The organism is Microbacterium sp. ZW CA_36 (assembly GCF_044987475.1).
Classification (GTDB): Bacteria; Actinomycetota; Actinomycetes; order Actinomycetales; family Microbacteriaceae; genus Microbacterium.
The window spans coordinates 1-14,619 of sequence record NZ_JBJDRL010000012.1 but is presented as its reverse complement, the minus strand read 5'-3'; the positions used below and the strand labels follow the sequence as shown (position 1 = coordinate 14,619).

At 71.8% G+C, this 14,619-nt stretch carries 15 protein-coding genes; 2 read left to right on the top strand and 13 right to left on the bottom strand.

Features of this window, described 5'->3' with window-relative positions; genetic code table 11:
* Positions 1-25: 25 nt before the first annotated feature.
* A complete protein-coding gene (locus tag ACI3KX_RS07655) occupies positions 26-1,327 on the bottom strand; it encodes an MFS transporter (RefSeq protein ID WP_404909237.1) in 1,302 nt (433 codons plus the stop codon).
* 78 nt (positions 1,328-1,405) lie between these two features.
* On the opposite strand from ACI3KX_RS07655, the gene ACI3KX_RS07650 reads away from it, so the two are divergent.
* A complete protein-coding gene (locus ACI3KX_RS07650; RefSeq protein ID WP_363355405.1) occupies positions 1,406-1,792 on the top strand; it encodes a MerR family transcriptional regulator in 387 nt (128 codons plus the stop codon).
* Positions 1,793-1,838: 46 nt separating this feature from the next.
* Here the strand turns inward: ACI3KX_RS07650 and ACI3KX_RS07645 are convergent, their stop codons facing one another.
* Positions 1,839-2,882: a hotdog domain-containing protein gene (locus ACI3KX_RS07645; RefSeq protein ID WP_363355407.1), complete on the bottom strand. Its 1,044-nt coding sequence runs from the start codon at positions 2,880-2,882 to the stop codon at positions 1,839-1,841.
* Positions 2,883-2,980: 98 nt separating this feature from the next.
* Here ACI3KX_RS07645 and purU point away from each other — a divergent pair, with 98 nt between their 5' ends.
* On the top strand, positions 2,981-3,856 hold the full coding sequence (purU, locus tag ACI3KX_RS07640; RefSeq protein WP_349425481.1) for a formyltetrahydrofolate deformylase: 876 nt from the start codon (positions 2,981-2,983) through the stop codon (positions 3,854-3,856).
* Positions 3,857-4,303: 447 nt separating this feature from the next.
* Here the strand turns inward: purU and ACI3KX_RS07635 are convergent, their stop codons facing one another.
* The 11 genes from ACI3KX_RS07635 to pcaH form a co-directional block, all read right to left on the bottom strand.
* Positions 4,304-5,176, bottom strand: coding sequence for an IclR family transcriptional regulator C-terminal domain-containing protein (locus tag ACI3KX_RS07635; protein ID WP_404909234.1), 873 nt, complete (start codon positions 5,174-5,176; stop codon positions 4,304-4,306).
* 29 nt (positions 5,177-5,205) lie between these two features.
* Positions 5,206-6,378: a thiolase family protein gene (locus ACI3KX_RS07630; RefSeq protein ID WP_404909232.1), complete on the bottom strand. Its 1,173-nt coding sequence runs from the start codon at positions 6,376-6,378 to the stop codon at positions 5,206-5,208.
* Position 6,379: 1 nt separating this feature from the next.
* On the bottom strand, positions 6,380-7,087 hold the full coding sequence (locus tag ACI3KX_RS07625) for a 3-oxoacid CoA-transferase subunit B (protein ID WP_404909230.1): 708 nt from the start codon (positions 7,085-7,087) through the stop codon (positions 6,380-6,382).
* Positions 7,084-7,851, bottom strand: a complete 768-nt coding sequence (locus tag ACI3KX_RS07620; protein ID WP_404909225.1) for a 3-oxoacid CoA-transferase subunit A — start codon at positions 7,849-7,851, stop codon at positions 7,084-7,086. The genes ACI3KX_RS07625 and ACI3KX_RS07620 overlap by 4 nt, the downstream gene beginning before the upstream one ends.
* 335 nt (positions 7,852-8,186) lie before the next feature.
* Positions 8,187-9,554 (bottom strand): alpha/beta hydrolase family protein, encoded by a 1,368-nt coding sequence (locus tag ACI3KX_RS07615; RefSeq protein ID WP_404909223.1) that lies wholly within the window; start codon positions 9,552-9,554, stop codon positions 8,187-8,189.
* Positions 9,555-9,649: 95 nt separating this feature from the next.
* Positions 9,650-10,084 carry a MarR family transcriptional regulator gene (locus tag ACI3KX_RS07610; RefSeq protein ID WP_363355419.1) on the bottom strand — a complete coding sequence of 145 codons (435 nt, stop codon included), beginning with the start codon at positions 10,082-10,084 and terminating at the stop codon, positions 9,650-9,652.
* Positions 10,085-10,122: 38 nt separating this feature from the next.
* A complete protein-coding gene (gene pcaC / locus ACI3KX_RS07605; RefSeq protein ID WP_404909221.1) occupies positions 10,123-10,524 on the bottom strand; it encodes a 4-carboxymuconolactone decarboxylase in 402 nt (133 codons plus the stop codon).
* Complete coding sequence (locus tag ACI3KX_RS07600; RefSeq protein WP_404909219.1) at positions 10,521-11,369, bottom strand: alpha/beta fold hydrolase; 849 nt, start codon at positions 11,367-11,369, stop codon at positions 10,521-10,523. The genes pcaC and ACI3KX_RS07600 overlap by 4 nt, the downstream gene beginning before the upstream one ends.
* On the bottom strand, positions 11,366-12,844 hold the full coding sequence (locus ACI3KX_RS07595) for a lyase family protein (protein WP_404909217.1): 1,479 nt from the start codon (positions 12,842-12,844) through the stop codon (positions 11,366-11,368). Before ACI3KX_RS07595 ends, ACI3KX_RS07600 begins: the two co-directional genes overlap by 4 nt.
* Positions 12,834-13,412, bottom strand: coding sequence for a protocatechuate 3,4-dioxygenase subunit alpha (gene pcaG, locus ACI3KX_RS07590; protein WP_363355426.1), 579 nt, complete (start codon positions 13,410-13,412; stop codon positions 12,834-12,836). Before pcaG ends, ACI3KX_RS07595 begins: the two co-directional genes overlap by 11 nt.
* Entirely contained in the window at positions 13,412-14,281 is an 870-nt protein-coding gene (gene pcaH / locus ACI3KX_RS07585; protein ID WP_404909215.1) for a protocatechuate 3,4-dioxygenase subunit beta, read from the bottom strand. The genes pcaG and pcaH overlap by 1 nt, the downstream gene beginning before the upstream one ends.
* Positions 14,282-14,619 lie beyond the last annotated feature (338 nt).

Below are 14,619 nucleotides of genomic sequence, written 5' to 3'. Positions count from 1 at the left end.
AGAGGTATTCGGAGCTGCTCACCTGTCACAAAGTGTCGGGTGGGGCGACACTTTGTGACAGGCGAGCGGATGTGGAAGCCGCGCTGGGCTCGGCAGTGGCACGCCGAGCCGTCGGCACAGCGGCCCGCCGGGCTGCCAGCGCCGCACCGACGGCAGTCAGTGCGGTGGCCATCAGCACCACGGCGGCCGAGACCGCCATGTTCGCCGTCGGCCCGTAGGTCGTTGCGAGCTGACCGCCCGCCCACGAGCCGCCGGCGATCCCCACGTTGAACAGCACCACGATCGAGGCGCTCGCGAGGTCGCGCAGGCGATCGGAAGCCGCGCGCATGAGTGCCGTCTGGATCAGCGGGAACATCGCGCCGGTGCCCGCGCCCCACAGCGCCAGGGCGACGAGCATGACGACCGTGACCTGCGGAAACAGCGCCAGGGCGGCGTAGGCGGCGACGAAGACGAGGAGGGTCGCACTCAGCGCAGTCCGCGGGAACCGATCGGCAAGGGTCCCGGCGACCGCCACGCCGGCCATCCCGGCGGCGCCGAAGACGAACAGCAGCGCGCTCGCCCAGCCATCGGCGATGCCGGCCGATTCGGAGAGGTAGGGCCGGATGTAGACGAAGGCGAGGAACTGCGCGAGGCCGATGAGCAGGCCTGCCAGCCCGAAGGCGAGGAGCGGCGGGAGCGACCGGTCGTTCCGCAGCGGCGCGCGCTCGGCCTCCGGCACCGCGGCCACGACCGATCGGGGCAGCCTGCGATAGACGACGACCGCGAGCAGCAGCATCCCGATCCCCATCGCCGCGAACGGGACGCGCCAGCTCGTGAGCTGCGCCAGACCCGTCGCGAGGGGAAGGCCCACGACGGTGGCGGCCGTCCCGCCGCCGGTGACGAGCGCGAGCCCGCGCCCGAGCTGCGCGCCCGACAGCATCGACGATGCGTACACGATGACAATCGCCCAGAACACGCCGTGCGCGATCGCGGCGACCACCCGAGTTGCGAAGGCGAACTCGTAGCTCGGCGAGAAGGCGGTCGCGACGCTCGCCAGTGCGAACGCCCCGAGCGAGACCGCGACGACGACGCGGCGGTCGATGCGCCGGGTAGCTCGCGTGAGGGGGATGCTCGTGCCGATGACGACCATCGCCCACACCGATACCAGCAGGCCGATGCGCAGCGGATCGACCCCGAGCTCGGCCGCCATCTCGGGCATGAGCCCTGCAGGCAGCGACTCGGCCGTGACGGTCACGAAGACGCCGAGCGACAGCAGCAGGAGCGGGCCGAGCGGGAGCCGTTCGACGGCGGCGGAGGGAGGGGGGACGGATGCCGTGGACGAAGTCATGCAGCGAGGCTAAACTTTGACATCAATGTCAATGTCAAGCTTTCGAGCGACATCAATCGACACGGAGGCCCGAGCGTCATGAAGATCGGCGAGCTGTCGGAGCGCACCGGCATCCCCACGCGCATGCTGCGGTACTACGAGGAGCAGGGCCTGCTCGTCTCCGAGCGGTCGGCGAACGGCTATCGGTCGTACGACGAGTCCGACGTCGATCGCGCCACACGCGCACGCGGTCTCGTCCAGGCCGGGCTCACCACGCGCCTTGCGAAGGTCGTGCTCGACGTCGAGCGGCAGTGCGCGCTGCAGTCACAGCTCACCTGCTCGCGCGAGCTCGCCGAGATGCTCGCGACCGAGCTCGCCGCCCTCGAGGACCGCCTCGCGTGCCTGACCAAGAGCCGCGATGCGGTCGCGGAGTTCCTCGCGCTCACCCGCAACGGCGACCTGGTGCGCAGCGGGACGGCGGCGTAGCGGCATCCTTCCCGCCGTCCAGACACCCGACGTCCGGCGGCTTGGCTCAGGGCTCGAGGGTGAGGGATGCCGCGATGGGCGGGATCTCCTCGCGCAGGCTCATGATCTCGCGCACGTGCTCCTGCAGGCGCACATCCTCGGGCAGCTCCGGGCTCCACTGCGGAACCGGCCGGGCGACGCCATCGGGTCCGGGCACGACGAACACGCTCAGGCACTGGGTCGTCAGCATGCGCTCCGCCGGCGTGCGGGGATCGGCCGTCCACACCTGCGTGCTCAGATGCATGCTGTGCCTGCTGGTGTAGACGATGCGCGCGTCCACATCCACGAGGTGCCCGATGACGACGGGCGCGAAGAAGTGGATGCCGCCGGAGTAGACGCCGACCGCCGCGCTGGCGTCGGCGCCCGCCGGATCGAGTGCCGAGGAACGAGGCGTGCCGAGACCGTCCTTCGCCCACGCCGCGGCGCACGCGTAGTCCGCCTCGTCGATCCACCGCATGACGGTGCCGCCGTGAGCCTTGCCGCCGAAGTTCACGACGCCCGGCGGGGCGAGGAAGCGGAGCGTGGTGCGCGGCGCCGCCGACGCGTCCGTGTACTCCTGCGCCAGCATGAGCCGCTTGATCTCGGCGCGCGACTCGATCCGCTCGAGCGCGCCGTCGGCGAGCTTGTGATCCGACCGCGAGACCGGCTCCCACGCCGGCACCTCGGTCGGCCGGCCGTCCTCGCCCTTCGCGACGAAGACGAGGATGCACGTCGTCGCCGGCGTGTAGGCGCGCTCATTCACCCGCGCCGACGAGACGGTGACGACCACGTGCATGCTCGTACGGCCGGTGTACACGATGCGTGCCTGCACCTCGATGAGGCTTCCCGGGGCGATCGGCCGCCGATGGCGGACATTCCCGACGTACGCGGTGACGCAGTAGGCGCCCGCCCAGCCGACCGCGCACGCGTAGCCGGCCTTGTCGATCCACTCCATGACGCTTCCGGCGGCGACGGATCGTCCACCGGCGGCGGTGTCGGAAGGCACCGCCATGAACCGGAGCGTGATCCGGTCGTCGCGACCCGCTGCACGGGTGGGCGTGGCGGCGTTCATGCCGTCAGGGTATTGGCCGCCGCATCCGGCTGTCGCCTGTGAATCCGCGCATCCGACGCCAAGAAGCGGCGATCCTTCGCACAGGGCAGAATCGAACGGTGCCAGCCTCACCGAACCTGAAGCCCGACCACGCCTGCCTCATCGTGCACGGCAGCGACCGGCCCGGAATCGTGGCCGCCGTCTCGGCGATGATCACGCGCATCGGCGGCAACATCGTCGCGTTCGACCAGTACTCCGACGACCCCACCGGCGGGGCGTACTTCCAGCGGGTCGTGTTCCACCGCCCGGGGTTCGCCGCCGACCGCCCCGTGATCGAGAGCGAGATCGCCGAGACGCTCGCCGGCTTCGAGCTGGAGTGGTCGCTGACCGACCAGTCGGTGCCCAAGCGCATGGCGATCCTGTCGTCGAAGCAGGACCACTGCCTGCTCGACCTGCTGTGGCGCCACCGCCGTGGCGACCTGCCCGTCACCGTGCCGATGGTGATCTCGAACCACACCACATCGGCCGAGGACGTGCGCTCGTTCGGCGTGCCGTTCTTCCACGTGCCGGGCGCACCCGGTCCCGACAAGTCGGCGTCCGAGGCGAAGATCATCGAGCTGCTCAGAGGCAACGTCGACTTCGTCGTGCTCGCGCGGTACATGCAGATCCTCTCGGGCGACTTCCTGTCGCAGCTGGGGGTGCCGGTGATCAACATCCATCACTCGTTCCTGCCCGCCTTCATCGGCGCCGAGCCGTACAAGAAGGCGAAGCAGCGCGGGGTCAAGCTCATCGGCGCGACCTCGCACTACGTCACCGACGACCTCGACGAGGGTCCGATCATCGAGCAGGACACGGTGCGCGTCACGCACGCCGACTCCGCCGCCGAGCTCGCCCGCCGCGGCGCCGACGTCGAGCGCCAGGTGCTCTCCCGCGCGGTGCTGTGGCACGCCGAGGACCGCATCATCCGCCACGGCAACCACACGATCGTGTTCTGAGATGGACGCCGCGGCCCGCGGCATCCGTACGGGTCAGAGCCGGCGCGTTTCGTCTCGCTCGTGCCTCGCTCGCTCAACGACCGGGGTGTCGCCCAATGCGGCCCCGGCCCCGGTCGTTGAACGAGCGGAGCGAGACGAAACGCCCGTCGTGTCGCCCAAAGCGGCCCCGGTCGTTGAGCGAGCGGAGCGAGACGAAACGCCCGTCGTGTCGCCCCATGCGGCCCCGGCCCGGTCGTTGAACGAGCGGAGCGAGACGAAACGCCCGTCGTGTCGCCCCATGCGGCCCCGGCCCGGTCGTTGAACGAGCGGAGCGAGACGAAACGCCCGTCGTGTCGCCCCATGCGGCCCCGGTCGTTGAACGAGCGGAGCGAGACGAAACGCCCGTCGTGTCGCCCGAGGCGGGCCCCGGTCGTTGAGCGAGCGGAGCGAGACGAAACGCCCGTGACCTCAGACCAGGCGCAGCTCGGCGTCGATGGCCGCCGCGGTCCGCTGCAGCGGGGGGAGATACTCGGCGACGACGTGGTCGATGCTGTCGCGCGTGGCACTGGTCGACACGTTCACGGCCGCGACCACGTCGCCGCGGCGATCGTGCAGCGGGACGGCCACCGAGCGCAGGCCCGGCTCCAGCTCGCCGTCCACCAGCGCCCAGCCCTGCTCCCGCACGCGCGCGAGCTCGTCGCGCAGCGCGCCGGCGCTCGTCACGGTGCGGTCGGTGAGGGCGGGGAGAGCGGATGCCGCGAGCAGCGCGTCGCGGGCGGCATCCGGCATCCCGGCCAGCAGCACGCGTCCCATCGACGTCGCGAAGGCGGGGAACCGCGTGCCGATCGTGATGCGCACGCTCATGATGCGGCGGGTCGGCACGCGGGCGATGTAAACGATCTCCTCGCCGTCGAGCACCGCCGCCGACACGCTCTCGTCGACGTCGCGCGACAGGCGCTCGAGGTGCGGCTGCACGATCTCGGGGATCGACAGCGCCGACAGGTAGCTGAAGCCCAGCTCGAGCACGCGCGGGGTGAGTGCGAAGAGCCGGTCACGGCCGCGGACGTAGCCCAGCTCCTCGAGCGTTCGCAGGAACCGGCCCGCCGCCGCACGCGTGATGCCGGCGCGTCGCGCGACCTCGCTCAGCGTGAGCTCGGCGTGGTCGGCATCGAAGGCGCGGATGACGGCGAGCCCCCGCGCGAGGGACTGCACGGTGTCCCTTCCCGCGGCGGGGTCACTGCCCGCCGGGACCACGCCGCTGCCAGCCAGGTCGGTGACGGCGGCGGGGGTCGGGTCGCCGCGGCGGTCGGCCGCGGCGGGCACATCGCTGGTCGCGGTCATCGGCTCACCCTACCGACCCGGAACGCGGGTCACCGTTCGAGTACGACGGCGAGCCCCTGCCCGACGCCGATGCAGATCGCGGCGACCGCGACGCCGCTGCCGCGCCGGCGCAACTCGTGCGCGGCGTGGCCGATGATGCGCCCGCCCGAGGCGCCGAGCGGGTGCCCGATCGCCAGCGCGCCGCCGTGCACGTTGAGCTTGTCGGGATCGAGCTCGGGCCAGCCGGCCAAGCATGCGAGCGACTGCGACGCGAACGCCTCGTTGAGCTCGACGAAGTCGACGTCCGCCCACGTGCGCCCGGCGCGTGCCAGCGCCTTGTTCGCGGCCTCGATCGGCGCGATCGGGAACTGGTCGGGGTCCACGCCGTGCGCGGCACGTGCGGTGATGCGCGCCAGAGGCTCGCCGGGCAGCGCACCCTCGCGCCCGAGCAGCACGGCCGACGCGCCGTCGTTGATCGGCGAGGAGTTGCCCGCCGTGACCGTTCCCTCGCCGTCGGCGGCGAACAGCGCCTTCAGCCCGGCGAGCTTCTCGACCGAGGTGTCGTCGCGGATGCCCTCGTCGCGGGCGAGCTCCGCACCGGGCACCTGCACGATCTCGCCGTCGTAGCGGCCCGCGGCCCACGCCTCGGCGGCGAGCCGATGCGAGCGCACCGCGAACTCGTCCTGCGCCTCGCGCGAGATGCCCCACTCGCGGGCGATCAGCTCGGCGGACTCACCGTTCGAGATCGTCCACTGCTTCGGCAGCTTCGGGTTGGTCATGCGCCACCCGATCGACGTGTTCCACATCGTCTGGTTGCCCACGCTCGGCCACGGCCGCGGCGACTTCTCGACCACGTACGGCGCCCGGCTCATCGACTCGACGCCCCCGGCGAGCACGATGTCGGTGTCGCCGGCCTCGATCGCGCGGGAGCCCTGGACCACCGCCTCGACGGACGAGGCGCAGAGGCGGTTCACCGTGACGCCCGTGACGGATGTCGGGAACCCGGCCAGCAGCGCACCCATGCGCGCGACGTTGCGGTTGTCTTCGCCCGCCTGGTTCGCATCGCCGAAGATCACGTCGTCGATCCGGGCCGGGTCGATGCCCGTGCGCTCGGCCGTCGCCTTCATCACGATCGCGGCGAGGTCATCGGGCCGCACGCCCGACAGGGCACCGCCGGCGCGCCCGAACGGCGTGCGCACCGCGTCATAGATGTAGGTGGCCATGTCAGTTCTCCTCCCGGATGCTGCGGGCCGCGGCATCCGTGCTCCTTGAAGCGTCGGTCAGTTCCAGTCCGGTGAGCTCGGCGAGGAGCTCGATCGTGTTGTCGCCGAACGCCTCACGCACCGCGAAGCCGTCGGGCGTGACGTCGAACACCGCGTGGTCCGTGTAGACGCGCGTGACGCAGCTGACGCCGGTCAGCGGGTAGGTGCAGGCCTCGACCAGCTTCGACTCGCCGGTCTTGGTCAGCAGGTCCGTCATGACATAGACGTTCTTCGCGCCGATGGCGAGGTCCATGGCACCGCCGACGGCGGGGATGGCGCCCGGCGCTCCGGTGGACCAGTTCGCGAGGTCACCGGCCTGCGACACCTGGAAGGCACCCAGCACGCACACGTCGAGATGGCCGCCGCGCATCATGCCGAACGAGTCGGCGTGGTGGAAGTACGCGGATCCGGCGAGCGCGGTGACCGGCTGCTTGCCGGCGTTGATGAGGTCGGGGTCGACCGCGCCCGGGGCCGGAGACGGCCCCATGCCCAGCATCCCGTTCTCGGTGTGGAGGATGATCTCCTGGTCCTGCGGCAGGTAGTCGGCGACGAGCGTCGGCGCCCCGATGCCGAGGTTCACGTAGGAGCCCTCGGGGATGTCCTGCGCGATGCGCGCGGCGAGCTGCTCGCGCGTGATGCGCGTGGCCGGCGACGACTCGGTGGCGCTCACTGGTCGACCTCGCTTCCTTCTGCGGATGAGTCCGCGCGTACGAGCGGGCGCCCTTCGATGTCGACTCCCCCGACGAACGCGCCGTCGCTCAGCCAGCGGCGCTCCCCCACCGCGACCACCCGGTCGACGAAGATGCCGGGGGTCACGACCGACTCGGGGTCGAGCGAACCCAGAGGCACGATCTCGTCGACCTGCACGATCGTGGTGGTCGCGGCAGCGGCCATGATCGGGCCGAAGTTGCGCGCCGTCTCGCGGTAGACCAGGTTCCCCCAGCGGTCGGCGCGATACGCGCCGACCAGCGCGACATCCGCCCTGATGGGGTACTCGAGCGCGTAGTTGCGCCCCTCGATCTCGCGGAGCTCCTTGCCCTCGGCCAGCTGCGTGCCGACACCCGTCGGCGAGAAGAAGGCGCCGATGCCGGCGCCGGCCGCACGGATGCGCTCGGCGAGGTTGCCCTGCGGCACCAGCTCGAGCTCGATCTCGCCGGCGCGGTACAGCCCGTCGAACACCCAGGAGTCGTGCTGGCGCGGGAACGAGCACAGGATCTTGCGCACGCGCTTCTTGGCGAGGAGGGCGGCGAGCCCCGTATCGCCGTTGCCCGCGTTGTTGTTGATGATCGTCAGGTCGGTGGCGCCCTGCGCGATGAGCGCGTCGATGAGCTCGACCGGCTGCCCGGCGCGGCCGAAGCCGCCGATCATGATGGTCGCTCCATCGCGGATGCCGGCCACGGCCTCCGCGACAGACCCCACGGTCTTGTCGATCATACGATCCCCTCGTGTTCGCTGTGCGAACAGTCGTCCGTTCTGCGGATAGCCTATCGCACCCGGCCGCGCGCGGCATCCCTCGCGAGTCGACGGCCCGGACCGGCAACCGTTCGGGTGTCACGAAACGTGGCAACGCGCACGACGTAGCCGCGCGTCGTGACCCCCGAACCGGCGCCGGCACGCACCGGCAACCGTTCATGTGTCACGAAACGTGGCAACGCGCACGACGTAGCCGCGCGTCGTGACACCCCAACGCGACGCCGCCGGAGAGAGACGCGGAGGCCGCACCCGGGTCGGGGTGCGGCCTCTCTGCGACTGCGGCGATCGGCGGCCGGTCAGCGCCGTTCGCGGTCGGCGAGGAACTCGCCGGGCTTCGTCGGCACGAAGGCCGACCCGCTCTCGTCCAGCGACGCCGCGAGGCGGTTCATGCGCTCGGCCGACTGGCCGCCCCAGTGTCCGCTCTCGACTCGGTCCATCAGCGTCTCGATGCCGGCCGCGATCTCGGCCGGCGTGAAGACGCAGTGCCCGACATGGTCGACGAAGTACTGACGGAGCAGGCTCTGGTCGCCCGCTGCGCGGACGTCCTCTGCGTACTCCTGCTCGACCTGCACCGGGGCGAGGATGTCGTCGAGGGTGTGGAGCGTCAGCACGGGCATCTCCAGGTCGCCGGTGAGCCCCGACGACGCGCGCAGCGTCTCGACCGATCCCGGGTCCGCCGCGACGTCCGCGGTCTGCGTCAGCGTCGCCAGGTCGCCCTTCAGGCCCAGCCCGGCCTGCCGGTACAGCTCCTGGACGAGCGCGCGGTCCGCGGACTGGGCGAAGAGCTTCTGGTAGTCGACGCCGACGTTCCACGTCGCGTTGCCACCCGCGGTCGACTCGATGTCGAAGCGCCCCGGCGTGACGAACCCGATGGTGTCGACCAGCTGCTCGTAGAGCGACTGCTGCGCCACGGCGGGATCGGTGGGCGCGTCCGCCGCGAGCACGCCGTCCGAGAGGTGGAACAGGGCGGCGGCGAGGGCGATCCGCGCACGCCCCTCGGGCGTCTGCTGGCCGGCATCCACCGCCGCAGTCAGTGCCGCCGACGCCGCGAACGCATCGGGAAGCGTGGCATAGCCCTCGATGTCGATCTCCTGCGCGGGAGCCAGCAGCTGGTCGATCGCGTGCGCCCCGTCGAGCTGGTAGTTGTTCAGATCGACGCCGCCCTCCATGAGCCCGCACGTGGGCATCGCGCCCTCGATGACGTCGCCCGCGGACTCCGCGATCCGGCCGGTGACGAGGCCGCCCATGGAGGTGCCGTACGCCAGGATGTGGTCGGGATCGAGGCCGGTCTCATCGAGCATCGCGTCGAGCGACTGCAGCTGGTCGTCGACGGCGGTGGGAACCGCCCATCCGCTCGCGGCGTACGACGAGCCCACGAGCGCGTAACCCTGCTCGAGCAGCAGTGTCTTCGTGGCGTCGTCGGGGGCGACGGATGCCGGGTTGCCGGGGACGAACGAGGGCCGGTATCCGTGGCTGTACAGCAGGACGGTGCCGTTCCAGTCCGAGGGCACCGAGGCGAGCCAGGTCGTTCCGGTGGGAAGCGAGCCGGAGTAATCGCCCGGGGTGGCTGCGACGGCGGGCGGGGCGACGAGACCGGCGGAGAGCAGCGCGCCGGCGGCGACCGCTGCGACTCCGAGGACGCGCGTGCGTACGTGCGGGGACATGGGGTGGTCCTTCCGTTGTCATCATCGACAGGGACTCCGTCGTCGGCGACGGAGCTAGGACCAATTATCAAGTTTCCTGATGATGAATCAAGGGGTCAGGGCGATTGCTCGAGCGCGCGTCGTGCATCCTGCAGCCATCGACCGAGCGCAGAGCGCTCCGTCGACGACAGACCGGCGAAGGCCTCGGCCTCGATGCGGTCGACGTCGTTCCGGCATGCCGCCAGCAGTGCGGTGCCCGCCGCAGTGAGCGAGATCGTCATGCGCCGGCGGTTGTCGGCGTCGCGCACGCGCTCGATCAGCCCCGCCTCGCCCAGGGCGCGCACGATCCCCTCCATCGCCTGCGCCGACACGAAGGCATGGCGGGCGAGCTGCGCAGAGCTCATTCCCGGATGCTGCTCCAGCACGGTGAGCGCCGTGTACTGCGTGACGGTGATGCCGTGCGGCCGCACGACCGCATCGAGGCGCCCGCGGACCGCCAGTTCGACCTGCTTCACCTGATAGAGGATGCGGGGCGCGTGCTCGGCCGTCATGCGGTCCCCGGGTCCGTCATGCGATGAAGCCTACGGCGTCAGTGTTCCTCCGCGAACACGTCCTTCGCGATGCGGAAAGCCGTGTTGGCGGCGGGGACGCCGCAGTAGACGCCCGCCTGCAGGATGACTTCCTTGATCTCGTCGACGGTCAGGCCGTTGCGCAGGGCCGCCCGCAGGTGCATCGCCAGCTCTTCGTGGTGGCCGAGTGCGATGAGCGCAGTGAGCACCGCGACCGACCGCGATCGCCGATCGAGGCCGGGGCGCGACCAGACGTCGCCCCACGCGACGCGGGTGATGAAGTCCTGGAAGTCGGCGGTGAGCTCGTTCGTGCCGGCGATGGCCCGGTCCACGTGGGCGTCCGACAGCACCTCGCGCCGGACGGCCATCCCCTGGTCGTATCGCTCCTCGTCGGTGAGGCCCTCGCCCGCGGGCCGGCTCATGCCGCACGCTCCCGCGCAACGGCGTCGAAGAACTCTCGCAGCGCCGCGGCCGTCGCGGCCGGATCGTCCGCGGGCGGCAGGTGGGCGGCATCCGCGATCCCGACCGTCCGGCCGCGCTGCACGCCGTCGGCGATCTCGCGAGCGGATGCCTCGGGCGTGACGCCGTCGTGATCGCCCCAGACCGCGAGCACCGGAGTGGCGATCTCGCCGAGCCCGTCCCGCACGTCGAAGCCCGCGAGCGCCTCGCAGCACAGCGCATAGCTCTCGTCGTCGGTGTCCTGCAGCACGTGCAGCATGCGCCCGGTCAGGTCGGGGTCGCGCGCGATCGTGCCCGGCGCGAACCAGCGCTGCGCCGATCCGACGACGAGGCTCGAGGTGCTCTGCGCACGCACCTGAGCGGCACGGTCGCGCCACCCCTCGGGGGCGCCGATCGCCGCGCCGGAGCAGATGATCGCGGCGGCGTCGATGCGGTCGCCGTGGCGCCGGAGCAGCTCGAGGCCCACGCAGCCGCCGAGTGACACGCCGGCGTAGAGGAACGGGCCCTCGACCGCCTCGGCGACGGCATCGGCGAGCTCGGCGATCGTGAACGGCTCGGTCGCCGGCCGCGCGGCGCCGTGGCCGGGAAGGTCCCACGCCACGACCCGATAGCGCTTGGCGAGGGCCGGGATCACGCGCTCCCACAGCAGCGTCGACGTGCCGAGCGACGGCCCGAGGACGAGCGTCGGCGCGGCGGCGCTCGCGCCTCGCCCGGTCCCTGAGCCGCCCCCGGTGCCCGCGACGCCCCCGGCGCCTGAGCTTGTCGAGGGCCCCACGGGCGCGCCGACGGCGATGGCGGGAAGTGTCACGGGTTCTCCTCCTGGTCCGAAAGCGGGGTTTGGGGCGCGTCGCGTGCATTCGGGGCGTGCGCCGCGCGCCCCGAACGCGCGTCGTGCGCCCCGAACCGGGGACCGACGTCGGCGCCGGACCGGCCCGAAGGCGCGACGGCATCGTCCACCAGCGCGCCGGCCAGGCCGGTGTAGTTCGCGGGATCCAGCAGGTCGGCGACGAACGCCTCGGGTGTCGCCCCGCGCCCGACGTGATCGCGCTCGCCGCCGCCCGCGGCCGCGTCCGAGACGAGACGCGACACGGCCTCGGCGCCCGCCACGGGGCCGAGCACGAGCGAGAGCCGCTCGGCCACGATGAGCCCGCCGGTCGCACCGAGGTTGCGCGCGACGGCGTCGGTGTCGACGTGCAGGTCGCTCACGAGTGCAGAGGCATGGGCCGTGGCGCCGAGCGCGAGACGCAGCAGCTCCCTGAGCGTCGGCCACTCCGCGTGCCAGGCGCCGTCGGGCCGCTCATCGGCCGCGAGCGCCGACGCGAGGTGCAGCGTCGCACCCAGCTGCGGCGCGCGCAGCGCGGCGGAGCGGATGAGGACGGATGCCGCGGGGTTGCGCTTCTGCGGCATCGCCGACGATCCGCCGCCCGAGCCCTCGGCGAGCTCGCCGATCTCGGTGCGGCTGAGGGTCGCGACATCCCCCGCGATCTTGCCGACCGCGTCGATCGCCTGCACGAGGGCGTCGCCGAGCTCGGTGATGGGCCAGCGCGTCGTGTGCCATGGTGCGTCGGGCGCCGCGAGCCCGAGTTCGTGCGCGAACGCCGCGGGCAGGTCGGCGGCGGGCTCGGGTCCGGCGATCTCGGCGAACGACGCGAGCGTCCCGGCGGCGCCGCCCAGCTGTGCCGGCAGGTTGTGCTCCACTTCCTGCACTCGCTCCTTGGCACGCGCGACGCCTCTCAGCCATGCTGTGGCGCGCAGGCCCACGGTCGTCGGCACCGCGTGCTGGGTGAGCGTGCGGGCGGCCGCCACCTCGTCGCGACGCGAGCGCGCGAGCGAGCGCAGCGAGACCTCGGTGTGCTCGAGCGCGGCGACGACCTTGCTGGTCGCCGTGCGGGCGAGCAGCATCGCGGCGGTGTCGACGATGTCCTGGCTCGTCGCCCCGCGGTGCACCCACACGCGAGCATCGTCCGACACGCGCTCCCGGAGCCGCGCGACGAGGGGGATCACAGGGTTCCCGCCGGCCACGGATGCCGCAACGAGCGCCGTCAGGTCGACGCCGTGGTCGGGGCATCCGCGCAGGCCGCCCTGCCAGCCGAACTCCGCCTCGATCTCGTCCACCGCCTCCGCCGGAGCAAGGCCGAGTTCGCCGTAGGCCCGGGCCAGCGCGACCTCGGCCGTCACCAGAGCGTCGAGGTACGCGGCATCCGTCACCGTCTCGTCGTGACCCACGGTCACCGGCGAGAGCAGGCCCTCGTCCATCGGGGGCCGGTCACGGTCAGAAGGCAAGGAACACGGTCTCCTTCTCGCCCTGCAGATGGATGTCGTGGTGAAGGCTGCCATCGGCCAGGCGCGTCGCGATGAGCGTAGCGCGGTCGTCCTCGTCGAGCGAGGACAGCAGCGGGTCCGCCGCGAGCAGATCGTCGTGCTCGGGCAGGTAGATGCGCGTGACGAGCTTGTCGGGCAGCCCGCGCGCGAAGACCACGACCGAGTAGAACGGGGCGCCGCCGTCGATGGGACCGGGGTTGCGGGTCCAGAACTCGTAGCGGCCGACGTCCGTCGTCGCCGCCCGGCCGAAGCCCGTGAAGGAGTGGTCGTCGCGGCGGAACGCGCCGTGGGCGCGCGGGATCTCGCCGTTCTCGTCGGCGCTCCAGATCTCGACGACGGCATCGGGGATCGGCGCACCGGCGCCGTCGAACACCGTGCCGCCGAGCACGATCGCACCGGGGCTGTGCGGGAAGACGACCTCGTGCTTCTTCGGGTAGTCCAGGCCGAAGGCGAAGAACGGGCCGACCGTCTGCCCGCCCGTGGCCTCGTGGGTCTTCGGGCCCAGGTCGCGCTTGGTGCGGGTCGACATCAGTGCTCTCCTTCTTCGGGCTCGAACCACGTCGCGTCGGGGCCGTCGACGACGATGTCGAAGCGGTAGCCCATCGAGAACTCGGGCACCGACAGGTCGTGGTCGTACAGCCCGATGAGCCGGTCGCGGTCCTTCTGTCGCCAGATGGTGTTGTAGATCGGGTCGAGCGGGAACAGCGGGTCGCCGGGGAAGTACATCTGCGTCACGAGGCGCTGTGTGAAGCCCGAGCCGAAGACCGAGAAGTGGATGTGCGCGGGACGCCACGCGTTGACGTGGTTCTTCCACGGGTAGGCGCCGGGCTTGATCGTCGTGAACTTGTAGAACCCGTCGTCGTCGGTCACGATGCGGCCGGCGCCGGTGAAGTTCGGGTCGAGGGGTGCGGGATGCTGGTCGCGCTGGTGGATGTAGCGGCCGGCGGCGTTCGCCTGCCAGATCTCGACGAGCTGGCCGGCGACCGGGCGCCCCCACGAGTCGAGAACGCGGCCCTCGACGGTCATGCGTTCGCCCTGGGGCTCGCCGATGTGCTGCAGCGTCAGGTCGGACTCGATGGCGGCGACATCCCGCTGCCCGAAGGCCGGCGACCACAACTCGATCGTCTCGGGGTCGACGAGCTTCGGGTTCTTGGTCGGATGGCGCAGCAGGCTCGACCGGTACGGCGGGAAGTCGTGCAGGCTGATGTTCTGCCGCTCCCCCGCCTCCTCGCGCCGCGCTGCGGCGGCGTGGTAGTCGACGATCTCCTGCGTGATCTCGTTCTGCGTCAGCTGGTCGGGCGAGGCGAGCAGCGACTCCGGCGCTGCCACGTTCTGCTCGAGCACCACCGACGACGAGAACGCCTCCTCGCCCTGTGGATCGGGCTGGGTCGCGGTCATGAGGTCTCCTTCGACGACTCGGGTCTTCCCAGCGTCGCACCGCGCGGTGTGGTCCGCGTCGGAGATTCCCATCCAGTGGGAATGACGGATGCCGCGGCCGTGGGCATCCGTCCCCATCCGGGTTTGGGGCGCGATACGTCCGTTCGGGGCGCGCGCCGTGCGCCCCGAACGCACGGCATGCGCCCCGAACCCGTGGCGACACCGGTGCGGGACCAGGCGACGCCGGGCGCGGGACCAGGGCGACGCCGGGCGCGGGACCAGGGCGACGCCGGGCGCGGGACCGGGCGGGACCGGGGCGACACCGGCTCGCGGCACCAGGGCGACGCCGGGCGCGGGAC

Coding starts and splice junctions, on each gene's coding strand:
- ACI3KX_RS07655 (WP_404909237.1), bottom strand. CDS start 1,327: ATGACTTCGTCCACGGCATCCGTCCCCCCTCCCTCCGCCGCCGTCGAA.
- ACI3KX_RS07650 (WP_363355405.1), top strand. CDS start 1,406: ATGAAGATCGGCGAGCTGTCGGAGCGCACCGGCATCCCCACGCGCATG.
- ACI3KX_RS07645 (WP_363355407.1), bottom strand. CDS start 2,882: ATGAACGCCGCCACGCCCACCCGTGCAGCGGGTCGCGACGACCGGATC.
- ACI3KX_RS07635 (WP_404909234.1), bottom strand. CDS start 5,176: ATGACCGCGACCAGCGATGTGCCCGCCGCGGCCGACCGCCGCGGCGAC.
- ACI3KX_RS07630 (WP_404909232.1), bottom strand. CDS start 6,378: ATGGCCACCTACATCTATGACGCGGTGCGCACGCCGTTCGGGCGCGCC.
- ACI3KX_RS07620 (WP_404909225.1), bottom strand. CDS start 7,851: ATGATCGACAAGACCGTGGGGTCTGTCGCGGAGGCCGTGGCCGGCATC.
- ACI3KX_RS07615 (WP_404909223.1), bottom strand. CDS start 9,554: ATGTCCCCGCACGTACGCACGCGCGTCCTCGGAGTCGCAGCGGTCGCC.
- ACI3KX_RS07610 (WP_363355419.1), bottom strand. CDS start 10,084: ATGACGGCCGAGCACGCGCCCCGCATCCTCTATCAGGTGAAGCAGGTC.
- pcaC (WP_404909221.1), bottom strand. CDS start 10,524: ATGAGCCGGCCCGCGGGCGAGGGCCTCACCGACGAGGAGCGATACGAC.
- pcaG (WP_363355426.1), bottom strand. CDS start 13,412: ATGTCGACCCGCACCAAGCGCGACCTGGGCCCGAAGACCCACGAGGCC.
- pcaH (WP_404909215.1), bottom strand. CDS start 14,281: ATGACCGCGACCCAGCCCGATCCACAGGGCGAGGAGGCGTTCTCGTCG.